Source organism: Frateuria soli (assembly GCF_021117385.1).
Lineage (GTDB): Bacteria > Pseudomonadota > Gammaproteobacteria > Xanthomonadales > Rhodanobacteraceae > Frateuria_A > Frateuria_A soli.
Map to the genome: position 1 here is coordinate 1,774,441 of NZ_CP088252.1, position 17,898 is coordinate 1,792,338.

Below are 17,898 nucleotides of genomic sequence, written 5' to 3' on the forward strand. Positions count from 1 at the left end.
CGGCTTGCCCCCCGAGCGCGATGGGAAGAGCCTACGACCTCAAGTCGACTTGAGGTCAAGCATGAAACTGCTCGATATCGCGGACGTCGCCAGGCGCTCCGGCCTGCCACCCTCCACGTTGCGCTTCTACGAGCAGAAGGGACTGATCGCCTCGGTCGGCCGGCACGGCCTGCGGCGCCTGTTCGGGCCCGACGTGCTCGAGCGGCTGGCGCTGGTCACGCTGGGGCGCAGCGCCGGCTTCTCGCTGGACGACCTGGCCGGGCTGTTCAGATCCGGGGGCAAGCCACGCATCGACCGCCAGCGGATGGCGGCCAGGGCCGACGAGCTGGACCGGACCATCCGGCAACTCGCCGCGGTGCGGGAAGGCCTCCGTCATGCGGCGACCTGCCCCGCGCCGAACCATCTCGAATGCCCCAGTTTCCAGCGCCTGATGCGCGTCGCCACGGCGAACCAGGTGCGCCTTGCCGCCACGCCGGCGCCACGTCGCAAGGCGCCACCGCGGCACTGACGCACGCTTGATCGGCCGGTAACACCCGCGGGCACAGGATGACCGCCGGGAAACCCGGGCTGGCCGCGCTGTCCACCTGCGGGAGGCCTCTCATGCCTGCGTCGATCACTCCGCTTGTCCTTGTCGCCGCCCTGCTCGCCATGCCCATGGCGCATGCCGAGAACCCCAAACAGCCTTCCGATGCCCAGCTCATCGCCAGCGCCCTGCGCGCGGCGCCCGCTGGCGTAGGGCGCCATGCCACTGTCATGGCGATGCAGCCCGACGGCACCATGCGCACGCTGCGCCGGGGCACCAACGGCTTTACCTGCATCCCCGACGCGCCAGCCACGCCCGGCCCCGACCCGATGTGCGCGGACAAGGCCGCCATGGGCTGGGTGCATGCCTGGCTGACCCACGCCACGCCACCGGCCGGCAAGGTCGGCCTGATGTACATGCTCGAAGGCGGCACCGACGCCAGCAACACCGATCCCTATGCGAGCAAGCCGCAGGGCAACCACTGGATCAAGACCGGCCCGCACGTGATGGTGGTTGGCGCCGACCAGGCCTTCTACGACCAGTACCCGAAGACGGCGGACCCCGACACGGGCGCGCCCTACGTGATGTGGGCGGACACGCCCTACCGGCACCTGATGGCGCCGGTCCGCTGAACTGCGGGACCCCGCAGGGCGGGCTTCGGCCCACCCTGGCATGCGGGGAAAGGACGGGCGGGCGGGCCGAAGCCCACCTACAACTGGGAGGCGAACCCGGCCCAGAAGCGGTCGGTGACCTGCTGCGTCCACGGCCGCTCCCGCAACTGCGCGATCGTCACCGGCTGCGACACGGTCAGGTCGCGATCGAACACGCCCGCCATCTCCCGCGCGTACGGCCGGTCGTAGATCGCGATGTTGGCTTCATCGTTGAGATGGAACGAGCGGCTGTCGAAGTTGGCCGAGCCGGCAAGGGTCAGGTAGCCGTCGACCACCATCAGCTTGCTGTGGAACAGCGAGGGCGTATAGCGCGCGATCGCCGCGCCGGCAGCGAGGAAGTCGGCCCAGTAGGTGCGCGAGGCGTCGCCGACCATGTGGCCGTCGACGTGGTCGCCCTCCACGATGATGCGCACGCGCACGCCGCGTGCGAGCGCGTCGAGCAGGGCCTGCCGGACCGCCGCGTCCGGAACGAAGTAGGACGCCTCCAGGTCGATCGATCGTCGCGCCCCGGCGATCGCCAGCAGGAACATCCGCTGCGAGTTGTACTCGCCGACGCGGTCGGTACTTGCGATCACCTGCACCGGCAACTGGCCCGGCACCGCGGAGGGCTTCGCTTCGGGCGGCGGCAGCCGCTGGCCGCCGGTGGCCAGCCAGTGTTCCTCGAACACGCCGCGCATCCGGCCCACGGCCGGGCCCCGCAGGCGGAACATCATGTCGCGCTTCTGACTGCCGTCGCTGGCGTTGCCCCGCCAGGCGTCGTCGATGCCCATGCCGCCGGTCCAGGCCACGCGATCGTCGACCACCATCAGCTTGCGGTGGGTCCGCTTGTTGAGGCTCGCCAGCTGGTCCAGCCGTACCGGCCGGTAGAAATGGAAATCGACGCCCGCGGCACGCAGCCTCGCGGCGTCGGTCACGTTGCCGCGCGACCCCATCCAGTCGACCACCATGCGCACCTTCACGCCGGCGCGTGCGCGCTCGGACAGCGCGGCGACGAAGACGTCCGCCACACGTCCACGACGCAGGATGTAGCTTTCCAGCTCGATGCTTTTCCGCGCCGAACGGATGTCCGCCAGCATCGCCGGGAAGTAGGCATCACCGTTCTGCAGGTCGACCACCGCGTTGCCCGGCGTGACGGGACTGCCCAGCAGGGCTTCCGCCTGCCGCCGGAACGCCGGGCTGTCGACCGGCGCCACGTGCGCCGGCGCCTGCGCCAGCCCCGGCCCCTCGGGCAGCACGTTGGCCGCGGTCAGGCCCGCCAGGCCGGCCGCACACGTCGCGACCAGCAGCAGCCCGACCCTGCGCCAGGTCCCGCGCAGATGCGCGCCGAGCCGCCGCACATGCGAACGGCCGGACGCGTTCCCGGTCGGATCGGGTGTGCCGGGGCATGTGCGCGAGGTGCGCACGCTGGTGGATGCGCATGCGGAAGACCGGCTGGCGGCGGACGGTGCGCGGGGGAATGACTGCATGCGGGTTTTCTGGCCAAACTGACGTCGAATCATGGACTTGTGCCGGTGAACCCCAAGCAAGCACGGCTATTGCGGGCGTCGGCATCGGTCACCCCGTCCACTGCGGAGAGAAGACATGCACGGTATCCCCACGCGCTGCTCGCTGGTTTCGGTAATCCCCGTCCGCGGCGATGGCGAGCACGCCCGCACCCTGCTCCTGCGCCGCGCGGGAACCGACCTGCACGGGCTCTGGACCTACGCCGCCGGGCACCTGGAAGCGGGCGAGAAAGCATGGCAGGCAGCGGTGCGCGAGCTGGCCGAGGAGACCGGATTGCGCCCGGCGGCGCTCTACTCGGCCGACCAGTGCGAGACCTACTACGACGTGCGCGAGGAATGCATCGCGGTGGTGCCCGCGTTCGTTGCCCATGTCGAGTCCGATGCCGCCGTGCATCTGGACGCCGAGCACGACGACTACGCCTGGCTGACCTTCCCCGATGCCATCGCGCGCCTTCCGTTCGGCGGCCAGCGCACGCTCTACGCGCACGTCTACCGGGAGTTCGTCCAGCGCCCGCCATCGGCGGCGTTGCGGATGCCGCAGTAGCTGCGGGCAGGCGTCCGGGCGCCCGCACGGCAGGCCGTTCACGCCAGACAGGCAGCCCGCGACGGAAGCGACGGCCCAGGTCGCACGCCCCGTTTCCCGAGCCCGCCCGGCGGGCGAAGCTTCGAGGCCCCCTCGGGACATCGCCCGCCAGTGGGTTCAGGACGACGCGCAACGCAAGGTGCGTTCAGTGCCTGCTCTCGCTCGGCGGCGGTGATTGCGCCGCATCCATCCGGTTGTCGACCCGCTCCACGCCCAGCATGTCCGACACGGCGGTCACCAGCGCGTCGACCTCGGTAAGCGGGGCCGAGCCACTCAGTGTCACCTGGCCGTCCTCCACGTGCACCTCGACCTTTCCCGGCTGGGCCACCAGATGGCCCAGCCGCGAGCGGATACGGTCGTGCAGTTGCCGGTCGTCCGCGGGTTCGTGCCCGTGTAGGCGGGCGGACGCGCCGCGCAAACGATCGGCCGCGTGTTTTACCTGGTCGTGCGCGTAGTCGTGGATGTCCTGCCCCGCGGCGAGGGCCTTGTCGCGCGCGGTGGCACGGCGCCGGCGCCCGGCCACCGGATCGAGCAGATACATCGTCGCCGCACCCGCCGCAAACGCGGCGGCAAGCTTCAGTAGTCGAGCCACGGTCGCCTCCCGAGATTACGATCCAGGCGCTCGATGCTGCACGACGCCACGCCAACGGCGCGCGAAAAAGTCCACGGCTTGAAGGGTCCAGCGGGACTTGGGTCAAGCCCTGGTGTCCGCTTCCGCCGGTGTGTCGTTGCCGAAGGGGCCGCGCATGAGCAGCGCGCCGTAGACCACCGCCAGCACCCCGAACACGACGGTGAGGAAAAGCAGCACTGGCGATGCACCGCCGCCCATCGCCGGATGGCCCAGGCTGAAGGCACTGACCAGGTAGAGCATGAGGTTGGCGAGCACGGTCGGGCGTCCGTAGATGCCACCGACGAGCATCCGGCGCTGGTTCCAGTTGAGCCAGGCCAGCGCCAGCCATCCGGCCGAGATCAGTTGCCCGAGGACCGTCGCACTGGCGGACGCGCCCGGCACCAGTCGTGGCAACAGCACGTCGGAACCGAACAACAGGACAATGCCACCGGCGCCAAGGACGAGGGCACTGGAGGTCGTGATGAAGGACGACGTGCGGGTAGCGCTCATGCCATGGACTCCACTTCGCTGGCTGGGTGATCAGGATCGAAGCTGCGCGACGGCGCGTGCCAGGTTGGCCCTCGCCTGCCTTTCGCGCAGCCTGAAAGGCCGATTCGCATAGATCCGCGGGCGCGCCAGGAACTGCTCCAGCCGCCGCGCCCTGCCGGCACGATAGAGCACTGCTGGCACGTGCCGGTATTCGCGTCGGATGGCCTGCTCGAAGAAGTCGTACACCGCCGGCCGGGCGCCAAGGATCGACAGGTCGATATCGACCAGGAAGGACTGGTCGTTCGTACAGGTGGGCGCCTCGTGCCGCGTGACCATGATCAGCTCCACCACGCGCGCGATGGCCTCCTCCGGCGCACCATGGCGAGCCAGGAAGTCCTGCACCCACCGGGCACTCTTCTGTTCGTTCTTCGACGAGAGCGGATCGTAGACCGCGTCATGGAACCACAGCGCCAGTTCGACCTCGCGCGGGCGGTCGAGCGCCTCCACGCAGGCATCCAGACGCCGCGGGCAGGCATCGACGTGTGTGCCGGTGTGGTAGTGCCGGTGCTTCTGTCCATAGGCGGACACCAGCGCGCGCCAGGCTTCCTCGCACGGCGGCAGGTCCCAGGTCCGCATCAGGGAGAACCAGCGCGCGCGGGGCATCGCCTCGCGCGGTCCGGATCCGGCTCCCGCGAGCCCGTCGACGCCAGGCGGCGTCGTGCCGTCCGTATCCATCGAGCCCCCTCTCCTGTTCGCCGCGCGCCGCGTCCCGGCCCGATCGGTCATGCCCGGCAGGCGGGCCGGGGAATGTAGCGGCCGCGGGAGCGCAGCGGGTGGACGGCGTTTTCGAAGCCCGCATGGCATCCGGATCGTCGAGCGCAGGGCCTCCCCCTCTCCCCAACCCTCTCCCCCGGCTGCGCCGGGGGAGAGGGAGCCTGGTTCCGGCCTGGGTGTGACATCAGGCAGGCTTGCCAGATGGGCGCGGATGGCGCTCATGCGTCGTCCTGCAGTGCCGGGTGCTGGTGATGGACCGGGGCAAGATAACGGGCTCCTGGCGCACCCGCGGGCCGGACGCCCGCGCTACGCGATGCCCCGCTCCTGCCCCCTCTCCCCCGGCCCCGCCGGGGGAGAGGGGGCCTGGTTCCGGCCTCTGGGCATGGCATCAGGCGGGTTTGCCAGATGGGCACGCGGATCGCGCTCATGCGTCGTCCTGCAGTGTCGGGCGCGGGCGCGCACGATCGGGGAATCTGCAAGCGCACGGGAGCAAGGCGTCTTTCCTGCAGCACCCTTGTCGCAGGCTCACCTTCCATGATTCGATCCGTGCCCTTCCTGCTGACCCGCGCGACGACCAGGTGCGCATGGAACTGGCGCCCAACAGCGGCAATGTGCTGGCCTTCCAGACCGAAGGCGGCAGGGTCGTGGCGGTCAGGCTCGAGGGCATGGTGTTCGTCAGGGACGCCCCCGGCACACGCCCGACGCTGCGGTGAGTGACCTTCCGGCACGTCCCGGCCCGTCTCCACGCCGGGAAAGCGTTCCGGTGCCGAGCTAGAAATCGGACATGCCGAACCTGGCCACGCCCCTGTTCTGGCCCGGAGGATCCAGCGTGCCCAGGTCCAGTTCCAGCGGCGGGCCGATCCATTCGGCCAGATGCGTGTGATCGGCCAGGTCGTCGTCGGTCAGCGGATGGATCAACGTGGTCAGGCCGCAGGCGCGGACGAATTCGCGGACGACCGCCAGACCGTCGGCGGTGAAGTGGATCTCGAACTGCGGCAGCAGATGGGGGCCCGCTCCAGCGTCCCTCAGGCAGCCGACGAAACGCAGTTGCGGAAGATCACCCGAGTGGAGGCGCTGGCGCACCACCGCATGCGCCGTCTCGGCCAGACTCCGGTCGGCCGGCTCGAAATAGATGTGCGCGTGGTAAGGCGCTTGCGTGGGATTCAACGGTCTCTCCGCGACGATGGAGCGCCCACCCATCGGCTTCATGGGCGGGGAGCGCGATGGTGGCCAGCGGCCATCATGCCGGGACGCCTGCGGGCGCACCGGGCCACGGGTCCCGTTCTCGCGTACTGCCTTGCGTTGGCGGCTTCGCCCGTCCGTGGTCCGGCGAGGGTGTGGCAGGCGCCGGCGAAGCCTTGCCACCGTCGGTTTGGTCCGCACGTGGCGGCCGCTCGATCCAGTCGATGCTGGGGATGTCCAGGTGCAGGCTGGGCATGGAGCTCCTCGCGTCCGTCAAAGGCCTCGCGGCGCATGATGGGAGCGCACGGCGGGTTGATAAACATGCAAGACTTACGTTCATAACAAACCCCATGGTTTTGAATATGAACAAGCTCGCCGGCATGGAAATGTTCGTGCGCGTGGTCGACTCCGGCAGCTTCGCGGCGGCCGCCGACGCGAGCGGCGTGTCCGCGACCATGGTCGCCAAGCACGTCGCGGCGATCGAACAGCGGCTGGGCGCCCGGCTGCTCCATCGCACCACGCGCCGGCAGCAGCTCTCCGACGTCGGGCGGCTCTACTACGAACGCTGCAAGCTGGCCCTGGCCGAAGTGGCGCTGGCCGAGGCGAGCGCAGTGGAACTCCAGGCGGCGCCGAAAGGGCGGCTGCGGATGGTGGCCCCGGTCGGTTTCGGCAGCCACATGGTGCCCGCGCTCGCCGAATACATGGCCCGACATCCCGAGGTCAGCGTCGAACTCACGCTGGACAATCGCCCGCCCAACCTGGCCGACGGCGGCTTCGAACTGGGCATTCTGGTCGGCGACGTCACGGAGCCAGGCGTGGTCGCGCGGCCACTGCGCCACTACCGGCGCATCCTCGCCGCCTCGCCCGGGTACCTGGCACGCCACGGCCATCCAGCGCGGCCGCACGACCTGGCCGGTCACGAATGCCTGGGCCTGTCCTACTGGCGGCGATCGGACGTATGGCGGCTGGTCGGACCCGATGGCGCGACGAGCACCGTCACCGTGCGCGGCCGCTTCACCGCCAACCAGGGCAACGCCCTGCGCATCGCCGCGCTCAGCGGCATCGGCATCGCACTGCAACCGGAGCCGCTGCTGGCCGACGACCTCGCCGCCGGGCGACTGGTGCGCGTCCTGCCGGGCTGGTCGCTCACACCCTCGCCGATGCATCTGATCTACGCGCAGGACCGTCGCCCCACGGCCAAGCTGCGCAGCGCGATCGACTTCCTGCTCGCGCGCTACGGACAGGACCTCGCGGCCGGACCGGCGAACGCGGGCACCACGCCCGTGTCGAGCGCCCCGACCGCGTCGTGACCCTCGCAAGAACCTGCTTGCTGAACTGCCTGCAACGGCGGTCTTAACCGGAACCCGTCATTCGGTAGCGGTTGTCCATAATCAGTCACTCGGGGACGGCGTTTTGACAGGTGCTGGACTGGCCTGCGGGACTAATGAAGCACTGGTTGCACAGCTCACGGGACACACCATGCTCGATAGCGCGGAACATCTCGGCCAGGCCCTGGGCGACTGGTCGGGTCACCCCAACAAGGCATACGTGGGAAAGATCGATCGCGTGCTGACGTCCCCCACCCAGGCGTGGACGCCGGAGTACTACATCGATCACTACCTGCAGTCGCACAACCGGCCGGTCACCCACTGGAACCGCAACGTCGTGTCGGCCGCGCTCGGCAAGTTCACGGGGCGGGCGCCGTTCAAGCGATGGGAACTGGACGAGTTTCTCGACGCCACCTGGCGCTTCGCGCCGGACTGACTCGCGGACCGTCGGGCGATCGGTCCTCCCTTTCCGGAAAACACCCCGCGGGCGATCCGCCGACGCGGCTGTCGATCGGCGGCTCATTCGTTCGTCGCGGGAATGAAGACCCCGATCCGGAGAACGGAATGACCCGCAAGAACACCATCTGCCTCTGGTACGACGGCACCGCCCTGGATGCCGCCGAGTTCTATGCCGAGACCTTCCCCGACAGCGCCGTGGGGACGGTCCACCGCGCGCCCGGCGACTACCCCGCCGGCCGGCAGGGCGACGTGTTGACGGTCGAATTCACCGTCATGGGCATTCCGTGCCTCGGCCTGAACGGTGGGCCGGGATTTCCCCACACCGAGGCGTTCTCCTTCCAGGTGGCGACCGACGACCAGGCCGAAACCGACCGCCTCTGGGACGCGATCATCGACAACGGCGGCAGCCCGAGCGTCTGCGGCTGGTGCAAGGACAAGTGGGGACTGTCCTGGCAGATCACCCCCCGCGCGCTGACCGCGGCGGTCAGCGACCCGGACCCGGCCGCGGCCAAGCGTGCGTTCGAGGCCATGATGGGAATGGCCAGGATCGACATCGCGGCGATCGAGGCCGCGCGCCGCGGCTGAACGGCTCCGTGTCCCGAAGGTTGTGGCCTGGTCGATCACGGCCGGGCCCGGCGCCCGATCCGCCGCGAGCGAGACCAGGTCGTGACGGCCAAGAATGTGCTCGTCCCGATGGCCGTTTCCGCCGGCCGCCCCCGCTGAGGAGGCGTGCGTGGAGGCCAAGCTGGCACCGCGCATGCCGGCAAGTGCCCGCGGCGGTGTCGCTGGCCGCCTTGCGGCCCCATCCACGCGGCCGCATGGCAGCCCTCCCCGGGTCGTGCGGGATCGCGCGTGCAGCAGCGGGCCGGCCCCGCCAGCGACCCTTGCCTGCTGCGCCAATCCCGCGCAGGGTAAACCGCCATTCAGAAAACATTTGCTTCGCGGCCAGACAATCACTACTGTGCGAGGGCTGGGTTTCAAGGGTCACGCGAACTGTGGCCCGATGCTGTAGAGAGCAGTTCCACTACACCGTTGCACCCCGTTTCCTCCTTGTGACCAGCACCCTGCCGCGCCATGCGGCTCATCCACCCGCTCCAAGGAGATACAACGATGTCGCAACCTGAAACCGGTACCGTCAAGTGGTTCAACGATGCCAAGGGCTTTGGCTTCATCAGCCGCGCCAGCGGCGATGACGTGTTCGTGCACTTCCGCTCGATCACGTCCTCGGGCTTCAAGAGCCTGCAGGAAGGCCAGAAGGTGTCCTTCGTCGTGACCCAGGGCCCGAAGGGCCTGCAGGCCGACCAGGTCCAGCCGCTCTAAGGCTTCGGTCCCGAAACCGGAAAAAGCCCGGCCTCGTGCCGGGCTTTTTTTTGCCCGATGCCCACGGCAGGCGCCTGCCTGCGGGCGGCTCCCGGCAGGCAGGCGCCTGGGGCCCGGCCTAGTTCGTCGGTGCGTTGCCCGGGCGTTCGGAGGGCTTGTCGCCCTCGCGCATGGGACGCTTCTTCGACTGCTTGGCATCCTGCTGCTTTTTCTTGGCCAGCTCGCGCTGGCGTTTTTCGAATGCGTAGTTGATCTTGGCCAATCGGGTAACCCTCTGGGTGGAGTGGAAGCGGCGACGGCTCCAGCGGCAAGTCCGCTCGGGGATGCCGTGTGAGCGGCTGGAGCCTGTGTCAGGCGGTGATGTTCGACCGCGGATGGGAGCGGGGCTCGGGATGCTCTCATCGCGCGCTTGCGGGCGATGGTAGAGCAGGCGAAGCGCGGGCGCGGACGGACATCCTACACCTCCGCACGCGGCGGGCGCGGCGCGCGACCACGCGAGCCTGAACGCAGCACCGCCTCCGGCGCTTTGATGCGATCATGGCGAATGACCGATTTCGCCACGCTCCCGCTCGACCCCGCCCTGCTCGCCAGCCTCGACAAGCACGGCTACGCCGCCATGACGCCGGTGCAGGCGCAGAGCCTGCCGCCGATCCTCGCCGGACGCGACGTGATTGCCCAGGCGCGCACCGGCAGCGGCAAGACCGCCGCGTTCGGCCTGGGCCTGCTGCAGGCACTGGATGTGGACACCATTCGACTGCAGGCGCTGGTGCTGTGCCCTACCCGCGAACTGGCCGACCAGGTCAGCAAGGCGATCCGCCGACTCGCCGCCGGCCTGCCCAACGTCAAGCTGCTGACCCTGTGCGGAGGCATGCCGCTCGGGCCGCAGTTGGCCTCGCTCACCCACGATCCGCACATCGTGGTGGGCACGCCGGGCCGCGTGCAGGAACACCTCAAGCGCGGCAGCCTGCACGGCGGCGGCATCAAGGTGCTGGTGCTGGACGAGGCCGACCGCATGCTCGACATGGGCTTCGGCGAAGCCATCGACGACATCGTCGGGCGCATCGCCAGGCACCACCAGACCCTGCTGTTCTCGGCCACCTACCCCGAAACGATCCGCGCGGCCAGCCGGCGACTGCAGAAGGACCCGGTGGAGGTCACCGTGGAGACGCCGGCCGAAGCCGTGCCGGCGATCGAGCAGCAGTTCATCGAGGTCGACCCGGCGCACAAGCCCGACGCGCTGGCGCAGCTGCTCGCCCGCGATCCGGACCGGCACGCGCTGGTGTTCTGCAACATGCGCCGCGACGTCGATGCCGTGGCGCAGGAGCTGGACCGCCGCGGCTTTTCCGCCCTCGCACTGCACGGCGACATGGAGCAGCGCGACCGCGACGAAGTCCTGGTGCGCTTCGCCAACCGCAGTTGCAGCGTGCTGGTGGCCACCGATGTCGCCGCGCGCGGCCTGGACATCGCCGCGCTGCCGCTGGTGGTCAGCTACGACATCGCGCACGACCCGGACACGCACACCCACCGCATCGGCCGTACCGGCCGCGCGGGCCAGTCGGGCGTGGCGATCACCCTGTGCACGCCGCGCGAGCGGCCCAAGGCCGAGAACATCGAGCAGGCCCTGGCCGAACCGCTGCCCTGGCGCGCATTCAAGCTCGCCCCGCCGCGCGGCAAGACCCTGCATCTCGCGCCGATGAAAACCCTGGTGATCGATGCCGGCCGCCAGGACAAGCTGCGCCCCGGCGACATCCTCGGCGCGCTCACCGGCGAGGCGGGCCTCGAGGCCGGCGACATCGGCAAGATCGACGTCTATGCCACCCGCGCCTATGTCGCGATCGCGCGCCCGCTGGCGAACAAGGCGCTCGAGCGCCTGCGCGCCGGACGCATCAAGGGGCGCAACTTCCGGGTGCGTCCGCTCGACTGAAACCAGTCGGCGCCTTCGCGTCGGTCAGAAGATGCTGAGCACCCCGAGCACGCCGAGCAGCGCCAGCACGAACAGGATGACGAAGATCACGAACAGGATCTTCGCGATGCTCCCGGCGATGCCAGACAGCGTGCCAAAGCCCAGCCAGCCGGCGATGAGCGAAACGATGGCAAGAATGATGGCCCAGGTAAGCACAGGCTTCTCCCTTGAGGATTTCGTGCGCAGTGCAGCGATCGCTGCGCAGTGAGAGGAAACAGCGGCGTCAAGCGGCCAACCTACGGGTGCTCCCGTGAATGCGCTGCGCAGGAACTCGCAAGGGCGGGCGTTGAGTGCTCCTCTACAGGCATCCTGACGCATTGCGGTGCCGACACGCACGCATGCACGCGAATGGCCTTCCATCCCTTGCAGGTGGTCAACTGCCGCCGACCTGCAAGCCGGCCAGTCCCAACCGGAGCGTGGCCCGACGGCACGGTCAAGCACGCGCGTGGCGTCATCGCGCCGGCATCCGGAGGGCGGACTATGATGCTCGCAGCCACGGTCACGAGCGGAGACGGCCATGCGTATCCTCATCACCGGCGCAACCGGCCTGGTCGGCCAAGGCGTGCTGCGCGAATGCCTGCGTGCGCCGGACGTGGAGCGGGTGGTGGCGCTGGGACGGCGCCCGAGCGGCATCCGGGACTCCCGTCTGGAGGAACTGATCTGCCCGGACTTCGCGCAGGTGGCAACGCTCGGCGACCGGCTGGCGCCGTTCGACGCCTGCCTCTACTGCGCCGGTGCACCCTTGCTGGGAGTCCCCGCCGATGCCTATCGCCACGTCACCCTCACGCTGACCACGGCGGTGGCCAGGGCGTTCGCCGCGCACAACCCGAACGGGCGATTCCTGTACATCTCCGGCGCGTACTCGGACCCGGGCAGCCGGGTGATGGTGGCAAGGGTCAAGGGCGAGACCGAGCGCTCCCTGGCCGCCCTGCCGATCACCACGGTGATGCTGCGGCCCGGCGGTATACGTCCGGTGGAAGGCGTCCGTTCCTCGCACAAGCCGCTGGACCTGTTGTACCGGCTCGGGTCGCCGGCGTTCGCCCTGGCCGTGCGCCTGCTCCCCGGCCAGATGACCACGACCGCCCGCGTGGGGCGAGCCATGCTCGCCCTGGCGCGTGATCCGTCGCCGCCACCGGTGGTGGAGAACGACGCGATCAATCGCTTCGGGCGCGAGCCTTCACCCGCGGGAACGGCGCCGAAGCCCGTTCCCTGAGAAGCATCGGACCCGGCTTGGTCACCAGATCCGCACGCGATCCTGCGGCGCGCGCCACATCGGCTGGCCGGGCTTCACGTCGAACGCCTCGTAGAACGCGGGAATGTTCGACATCGGCCCGAGCACGCGCCACTTCGCCGGGGCATGCACGTCCGACAGCAGGCGCTGGCGCAGCCGCTGCTCGCGCTGCTGGGTCATCCAGCCCAGCGCGTAACCAAGGAAGTAGCGCTGCGTCGGCGTCAGGCCGCCGACCTTCCTGCCTTCCTTGAACTGTGCGGTCTTCTCGAAGGCCTCGAGGCCCAGCAGCACGCCGCCGTAGTCGGCGATGTTCTCGCCCAGGCTGGCCTTGCCGTTGATGTGCAGGCCAGGCAGCGGCTCGTAGGCGTTGAACTGCTCGATCATCTTCTGCGCGGCGGTGTTGAAGCGCGCGGTGTCCTGCGCCGTCCACCAGCCGGACAGGTTGCCCTGCGCATCGTACTGGCGGCCCTGGTCGTCGAAGCCGTGGGTGATCTCGTGGCCGATCGTGCTGGCGGCGACGTAGCCGTAGGCGACCGCGTCGTCGACCTGGTCATCGGGCACGCCCGGCACCATGAAGATCGCCGCAGGCAGCACGATCTCGTTGTTCGACGGGTTGTAGTAGGCGTTGTAGGTCTGCGGGGTCATGTCCCATTCGGTGCGGTCGACCGGCTTGCCGAACTTGGACAGGTTGTCCTGGAACTGCCAGCGGCGTGCCGCCATGACGTTCGCCGCATAGGACTCGCGCCCCACCACCAGCGCCGAATAGTCCTTCCACTTGTCCGGGTAGCCGACCTTGGGCGTGACCGCGGCGAGCTTGGCCAGCGCCTTGGCCTTGGTCTGCGGGCTCATCCAGTCGAGCCGCTCGATGCGGTCGTGGAAGGTGCCGCGGATCGCCTCGACCATCGCCTCGTAGCGCTGCTTGGACGCGACCGGGAAGTACTGCTTGACGAAGATGCGCCCGAGCACCATGCCCATGGCGTCGTTCTCCTCGTCCAGCGCGCGCTTCCAGCGTGGGCGCTGCTCCTGCTGGCCGGACATCGCGCGGCCATGGAAGTCGAAGTACTCCCGGTCCATCGCGCCGGACAGGAACGGCGCGTAGCCGTCCACCAGGTGATAGCGCAGATAGTCCTTGAGCACCGGCAGCGGCGTCTCACGCAGCAGGCGGTCCTCGGCGGCAAAGAACTCCGGCTGGCCGACGATCACGTAGGACGGCTGGATGCCCCATCCGGCCAGGCGAGCCTTCCAGTCGACGGACGGCGTGTATTTGGCGGTGAAAGCCGCCGGGGTCATCCTGTTGTAGTTCTTCTCCGGATCGCGCAGGTCCTCGAGCCTGCGCGAGGCCTCCGCCAGCGCGGTCTCGAAGGCCATGACCCGCGTGGCCGCCGCCCTGGCCGCGGCCGGGTCGCGGCCGAGCAGCACGAAGGTGCGGGCCATGTGCTCGACGTACGCGGTGCGGATCTTGGCGACGCCCTTTTCGGGATTGAAGTAGAAGTCGCGCTCGGGCAGGCCCAGGCCGCCCTGGTGGATCTGCACCGCCATCGTCGCGCTGTCCTTGTCGTCCTGCGCGATGCCGATGCGGAACAGCGAGCGATCGCCGATCGGCTTGAGGGCGAACACCGCATCGAGCACGTCCGCGGGCGAGGCTATCGCGTCGATGCGCGCCAGTTCGGCATGCAGCGGCTGCAGTCCCAGCCGATCGGCCTTGGCCACATCCATGGCGGTGGCCCAGAAATCGCCGATCTTCTGCTGATCGCTGCCGGCGGCCGCCGGCTGTTTCGCCGCGGACTCGCTGATGCCACGCAACCGCGCATAGAGTTCGTCGTCCACCTCGTTGCCGATGCCCCAGGCCGACTCCGAAGCCGGGATCGGGTGCGCCTTAAGCCAGCCACCGTTGGCGTACTGGAAGAAATCCACGCCCGGGTCGGCCGAGGTATCCAGGTGCGCCGCGAGGAAATCCTGCGGAGGCGTGGCATCCGCGGCGAGGACGCCGGCGGAGGCGGAGGCCAGCACAGCCGACAGCAGCGCGGCGCGGAGGGACATTGCGAGGCGGGTCATGGGATGTTCCAGGAAAAGGAAGGCTGCCAACTTTGCACGCTGCACGCCCGTTTGTGTACCCAGCCGAGGGCATGCCGCCGATCGGGCGCCCGCGCCGGCGTCATGCCGGCCCTTGATCTGGATCAACAGGCCGCCCTCCACCTTCGGCACCCTTCCCGTACCCGATCCGCACGGGCTCCTTGCGCAGCGGGGCCGCGTGTCTTCCGCGCGGCGCCGCCGCGGAAATCCTTCCCTGCACGACAAGGAGAACGCACGATGCGACCGCTTACGCTCCTCCTCTCCTGCCTGGCCCTGGCCCTGGCCGGTGCGCCGGTTGCGCCGGCGTGGTCGCAATCGGATGTGCTGGCGCAGGCCCGGGGCCTGTTCAAACCCGTCCCGGCGCAGCCCCCCGCCTTGCCCGGCAACCCCGCATCACCGGCGAGGGTAGCCCTGGGCAAGATGCTCTACTTCGATCCCCGCCTGTCCGAAAGCCACGCGATCAGCTGCAACTCCTGCCACATGATCGGCATGGGCGGCGTCGACCTGCAGGAAACCTCGCTCGGACATCGCTGGCAACGCGGCGGGCGCAACGCGCCGACGGTCTACAACGCGGTGTTCGACGTCGCCCAGTTCTGGGACGGCCGCGCCAGGGACCTGGAGCAGCAGGCCGGTGGACCGCTGGTCAATCCGATCGAGATGGACGCCACGGAGGCACACGTCGTCGAGCAGCTCAAGGGCATCCCCGGGTACGCCCCGCTCTTCGCCAAGGCCTTCGGCGGCGCCGAGCCGATCTCGTTCGAGAACGTGCGCCGCGCCATCGCGCTCTTCGAGGCCACGCTGATCACTCCGAACGCGCCGTTCGACCGCTATCTGCGGGGTGACCGCAAGGCACTGGATGCCACCCAGGCACAAGGCCTGTCGCTGTTCATCGGCAAGGGCTGCGCGGCCTGCCACGGCGGCATCAACGTCGGCGGCGGGCAGTACGCGCCGTTTGGCGTGGTGGAGCGTCCCGGTGCCGAGATCCTGCCGCCGGGCGACAAGGGACGCTTCGCCGTCACCAAGACGGTCAGCGACGAGTACGTGTTCCGCGTGCCGTCGTTGCGCAACGTCGCGCTGACGCCGCCCTACTTCCACTCCGGAAAGGTGTGGGACCTGCGCCAGGCCGTGGCCGTCATGGGCAACAGCCAGCTCGGCGCGAAGCTCACCGAAACCGAAGTGGACCAGATCACCGCCTTCCTCGGTGCGCTTACCGGTGACCAGCCACAGGTGACCCTGCCGATCCTGCCGCCGAGCGTGGCCAAGACACCGCAGCCCAAGCCATGAACACGACCATGCATGCAACCGCCGCCCATGTGGGACGCGCGGCCCCGGCCCGCTACCCGACGCTCGTACGCGCCGCCCACTGGCTCACGGTGCTGGCCGTGCTCGCCGCCTACCTGCTGGTCGAATTCGGCGGCGAGGAGGAGCAAGCCGGCGGCGTCTCGACGGCGATGCAATGGCACTACCTGGCCGGGCTGCTGGTCCTGCTCCTGCTGGTGGTCCGCCTGCCCGCACTTGCCGTCGGCCGCTTTCCGCCGATCCAGCCCGCACCGGGGCGGGTGACCCACCTGCTTGCCCGCATCACGCACCTGGCGCTGTATGCGTTCCTGCTCGTGCAACCGCTGCTGGGCATCCTGGAGGTGAACCTGGCCGGGCACGCCGTGGCGCTGCCCGGCGGATGGTCGCTGCCGATGCTTGTCCAGCCCGACCACGCCTGGCACGAGCGCCTCGGCGAATGGCACGAGGAGCTGGGCGAGATCTTCTACTGGGTAATCGGCCTGCACATCGTGGCCGCCCTGTGGCACCACTTCGTGGTGCGGGACAACACGCTGCGGCGGATGCTCTGAGCCGGGACGGCCACCACCGGCCCGGGTCCGTCACTCGGCCGGCGGTGTGTAGTCGCAGGCGCCGACGCGCTGGCCCTCGAAGCTCGTGTCCATCGTCATCTCGCGACCACCACTGTTGCCGGTGACGTGCAGGCTGCCCCGCATGCCACCGCCGGCGAGCATTTCGAACCGGCCCTCGCCATTCATCGTGACCGCGCCGGTACAGGCCATGCGGTAGGTGATCAGGTCGCCTTCGCGCTTGAAGTCGGTGACCTGGCAGTCCTTCTGGCCCTGCATCATGCGCCTGGGATCCGGCTTCTGCGTCGAGGTGCAGACGGTCGTCGTGTGCGACATCGGCGGCATCGACATGCCGGGCATCTGCATCCGCGTGGTGGTGGTCATCTTCATCAGGTTGCCGGGCTCGGTGGCGAATGCCGTGCCGCCCGCACCGGTCACCAACAGGATCAGCGGGAACAACACGCGCGCGCTACGCAGGGCCATGCCACACCTCGTTGGTCGTTGGAGTACCGGATCATACCCGCGACGCGCGCATCCCGGGCGGTCACCCCAGGCCCGGCACGGAGGCATGCCCGGACCGGGCTCCTCCTCGCCCGGCAACGCGTCGGCAGTGTCCTGCGACGGGCCGCGCGCCGCGAACCGCCAGCCAAGCTAAACTATCGGTTTTGCTCCGGAAAACATGGCTCAGGCAGTCCCCCGCCCGACGGTTCGCGGGCCCACGTTCATCCGCCTGCTGGCACGCTTGGCAGACGCCGACCTGGCGGCGCCTGGCCAGTCGCTGCCTGACCGGTTGGGCCAGTGGCTGGACTGGAAGCAGGCGCTGTCGCTTGCTGACGCACTCGATGGCAAGGCCTCCGCGGCCGCGTTCACCACTGCGCCGCCGGACGACCTGCATACCGAATGCGCTCGGACGCGCGAAGCGCTGGCGACGGCGATCAAGGACGATCCCCTGCCCGCCTCCGGTCCGTCGGCCGATAGCGAGCCCGACTACGCCGCCTTCCGCCAGGCCTGCCTCGCCCGCCAGCGGGCCATGCAGGCCAACGTCGGTCGACTGCGGGGCAAGTTGCGTGACGCGCTCATGGCCGCCTCGACCGAGCTGGCGCGGCTGGCCGAGGTGGACGCGGTGATGGAAGCGGCGCTCACCCCGCGTGAGCATGCCCTGCTGGCCAGGGTCCCCGACCTGCTGAGCCAGCGTTTCGAACGCCTGCGCGCCGCCGGGAGCGCTTCCCCCTCCTGGCTCGACGGCTTTCGCCGCGACATGCAGAGCGTGTTGCTGGCGGAGCTGGATCTTCGTTTCCAACCGGTCGACGCGCTGCTCGCGGCGCTTCGTACCCCCTGATGCGGTA

Annotated in this window: 22 protein-coding genes; 13 read left to right on the forward strand and 9 right to left on the reverse strand. The window is 69.4% G+C overall.

What is annotated here, in order from left to right:
- Nucleotides 1–61: 61 nt before the first annotated feature.
- Entirely contained in the window at nucleotides 62–508 is a 447-nt protein-coding gene (locus LQ771_RS08150; RefSeq protein ID WP_231348915.1) for a helix-turn-helix domain-containing protein, read from the forward strand.
- A gap of 92 nt (nucleotides 509–600) precedes the next feature.
- Nucleotides 601–1,155, forward strand: a complete 555-nt coding sequence (locus tag LQ771_RS08155) for a hypothetical protein (protein ID WP_231348916.1) — start codon at nucleotides 601–603, stop codon at nucleotides 1,153–1,155.
- A gap of 77 nt (nucleotides 1,156–1,232) precedes the next feature.
- Here the strand turns inward: LQ771_RS08155 and LQ771_RS08160 are convergent, their stop codons facing one another.
- Nucleotides 1,233–2,660: a phospholipase D-like domain-containing protein gene (locus LQ771_RS08160; RefSeq protein WP_231348917.1), complete on the reverse strand. Its 1,428-nt coding sequence runs from the start codon at nucleotides 2,658–2,660 to the stop codon at nucleotides 1,233–1,235.
- Nucleotides 2,661–2,775: 115 nt separating this feature from the next.
- Between LQ771_RS08160 and LQ771_RS08165 the strand changes: the two genes are divergently transcribed.
- On the forward strand, nucleotides 2,776–3,240 hold the full coding sequence (locus LQ771_RS08165; protein WP_231348918.1) for an NUDIX hydrolase: 465 nt from the start codon (nucleotides 2,776–2,778) through the stop codon (nucleotides 3,238–3,240).
- A gap of 184 nt (nucleotides 3,241–3,424) precedes the next feature.
- On the opposite strand, the gene LQ771_RS08170 is transcribed toward LQ771_RS08165, so the two are convergent.
- The 3 genes from LQ771_RS08170 to LQ771_RS08180 form a co-directional block, all read right to left on the reverse strand.
- On the reverse strand, nucleotides 3,425–3,871 hold the full coding sequence (locus LQ771_RS08170) for a BON domain-containing protein (RefSeq protein ID WP_231348919.1): 447 nt from the start codon (nucleotides 3,869–3,871) through the stop codon (nucleotides 3,425–3,427).
- 102 nt (nucleotides 3,872–3,973) lie between these two features.
- Nucleotides 3,974–4,399, reverse strand: a complete 426-nt coding sequence (locus LQ771_RS08175; protein WP_231348920.1) for a hypothetical protein — start codon at nucleotides 4,397–4,399, stop codon at nucleotides 3,974–3,976.
- 30 nt (nucleotides 4,400–4,429) lie between these two features.
- Entirely contained in the window at nucleotides 4,430–5,374 is a 945-nt protein-coding gene (locus LQ771_RS08180) for an HD domain-containing protein (protein WP_231348921.1), read from the reverse strand.
- A 362-nt stretch (nucleotides 5,375–5,736) separates the two neighbouring features.
- Between LQ771_RS08180 and LQ771_RS15975 the strand changes: the two genes are divergently transcribed.
- Nucleotides 5,737–5,865: a hypothetical protein gene (locus LQ771_RS15975; protein WP_255674128.1), complete on the forward strand. Its 129-nt coding sequence runs from the start codon at nucleotides 5,737–5,739 to the stop codon at nucleotides 5,863–5,865.
- 58 nt (nucleotides 5,866–5,923) lie between these two features.
- On the opposite strand, the gene LQ771_RS08185 is transcribed toward LQ771_RS15975, so the two are convergent.
- Complete coding sequence (locus LQ771_RS08185) at nucleotides 5,924–6,319, reverse strand: DOPA 4,5-dioxygenase family protein (RefSeq protein WP_231348922.1); 396 nt, start codon at nucleotides 6,317–6,319, stop codon at nucleotides 5,924–5,926.
- 377 nt (nucleotides 6,320–6,696) lie between these two features.
- Between LQ771_RS08185 and LQ771_RS08190 the strand changes: the two genes are divergently transcribed.
- From LQ771_RS08190 to LQ771_RS08205, 4 genes are all read left to right on the forward strand, one after another.
- Complete coding sequence (locus LQ771_RS08190; protein WP_231348923.1) at nucleotides 6,697–7,644, forward strand: LysR family transcriptional regulator; 948 nt, start codon at nucleotides 6,697–6,699, stop codon at nucleotides 7,642–7,644.
- A 169-nt stretch (nucleotides 7,645–7,813) separates the two neighbouring features.
- A complete protein-coding gene (locus LQ771_RS08195; protein ID WP_231348924.1) occupies nucleotides 7,814–8,098 on the forward strand; it encodes a hypothetical protein in 285 nt (94 codons plus the stop codon).
- A gap of 128 nt (nucleotides 8,099–8,226) precedes the next feature.
- Nucleotides 8,227–8,706, forward strand: a complete 480-nt coding sequence (locus LQ771_RS08200) for a VOC family protein (protein ID WP_231348925.1) — start codon at nucleotides 8,227–8,229, stop codon at nucleotides 8,704–8,706.
- A 525-nt stretch (nucleotides 8,707–9,231) separates the two neighbouring features.
- A complete protein-coding gene (locus LQ771_RS08205; protein ID WP_231348926.1) occupies nucleotides 9,232–9,441 on the forward strand; it encodes a cold-shock protein in 210 nt (69 codons plus the stop codon).
- A gap of 118 nt (nucleotides 9,442–9,559) precedes the next feature.
- Here LQ771_RS08205 and LQ771_RS08210 read toward each other — a convergent pair whose 3' ends face one another.
- A complete protein-coding gene (locus LQ771_RS08210; protein ID WP_231348927.1) occupies nucleotides 9,560–9,703 on the reverse strand; it encodes a hypothetical protein in 144 nt (47 codons plus the stop codon).
- Nucleotides 9,704–9,985: 282 nt separating this feature from the next.
- Between LQ771_RS08210 and dbpA the strand changes: the two genes are divergently transcribed.
- Nucleotides 9,986–11,365, forward strand: a complete 1,380-nt coding sequence (gene dbpA / locus LQ771_RS08215; protein WP_231348928.1) for an ATP-dependent RNA helicase DbpA — start codon at nucleotides 9,986–9,988, stop codon at nucleotides 11,363–11,365.
- Nucleotides 11,366–11,389: 24 nt separating this feature from the next.
- Here dbpA and LQ771_RS16065 read toward each other — a convergent pair whose 3' ends face one another.
- Entirely contained in the window at nucleotides 11,390–11,722 is a 333-nt protein-coding gene (locus tag LQ771_RS16065; RefSeq protein ID WP_425491251.1) for a DUF1328 domain-containing protein, read from the reverse strand.
- A gap of 199 nt (nucleotides 11,723–11,921) precedes the next feature.
- On the opposite strand from LQ771_RS16065, the gene LQ771_RS08225 reads away from it, so the two are divergent.
- Nucleotides 11,922–12,617 carry an NAD-dependent epimerase/dehydratase family protein gene (locus tag LQ771_RS08225; RefSeq protein WP_231348929.1) on the forward strand — a complete coding sequence of 232 codons (696 nt, stop codon included), beginning with the start codon at nucleotides 11,922–11,924 and terminating at the stop codon, nucleotides 12,615–12,617.
- Nucleotides 12,618–12,638: 21 nt separating this feature from the next.
- Here the strand turns inward: LQ771_RS08225 and LQ771_RS08230 are convergent, their stop codons facing one another.
- Complete coding sequence (locus LQ771_RS08230; RefSeq protein WP_231348930.1) at nucleotides 12,639–14,690, reverse strand: M13 family metallopeptidase; 2,052 nt, start codon at nucleotides 14,688–14,690, stop codon at nucleotides 12,639–12,641.
- A 255-nt stretch (nucleotides 14,691–14,945) separates the two neighbouring features.
- Between LQ771_RS08230 and LQ771_RS08235 the strand changes: the two genes are divergently transcribed.
- Nucleotides 14,946–15,992 carry a cytochrome-c peroxidase gene (locus LQ771_RS08235; protein WP_231348931.1) on the forward strand — a complete coding sequence of 349 codons (1,047 nt, stop codon included), beginning with the start codon at nucleotides 14,946–14,948 and terminating at the stop codon, nucleotides 15,990–15,992.
- Nucleotides 15,989–16,555, forward strand: a complete 567-nt coding sequence (locus tag LQ771_RS08240) for a cytochrome b (protein WP_231348932.1) — start codon at nucleotides 15,989–15,991, stop codon at nucleotides 16,553–16,555. Before LQ771_RS08235 ends, LQ771_RS08240 begins: the two co-directional genes overlap by 4 nt.
- Nucleotides 16,556–16,585: 30 nt before the next feature.
- On the opposite strand, the gene LQ771_RS08245 is transcribed toward LQ771_RS08240, so the two are convergent.
- The gene (locus LQ771_RS08245) at nucleotides 16,586–17,035 is read right to left on the reverse strand and encodes a DUF3617 domain-containing protein (RefSeq protein ID WP_231348933.1); all 450 of its coding nucleotides are present in this window, start codon (nucleotides 17,033–17,035) and stop codon (nucleotides 16,586–16,588) included.
- Between the two features lie 196 nt (nucleotides 17,036–17,231).
- Here LQ771_RS08245 and LQ771_RS08250 point away from each other — a divergent pair, with 196 nt between their 5' ends.
- Nucleotides 17,232–17,891: a DUF3348 family protein gene (locus tag LQ771_RS08250; protein ID WP_231348934.1), complete on the forward strand. Its 660-nt coding sequence runs from the start codon at nucleotides 17,232–17,234 to the stop codon at nucleotides 17,889–17,891.
- Nucleotides 17,892–17,898: the final 7 nt, after the last annotated feature.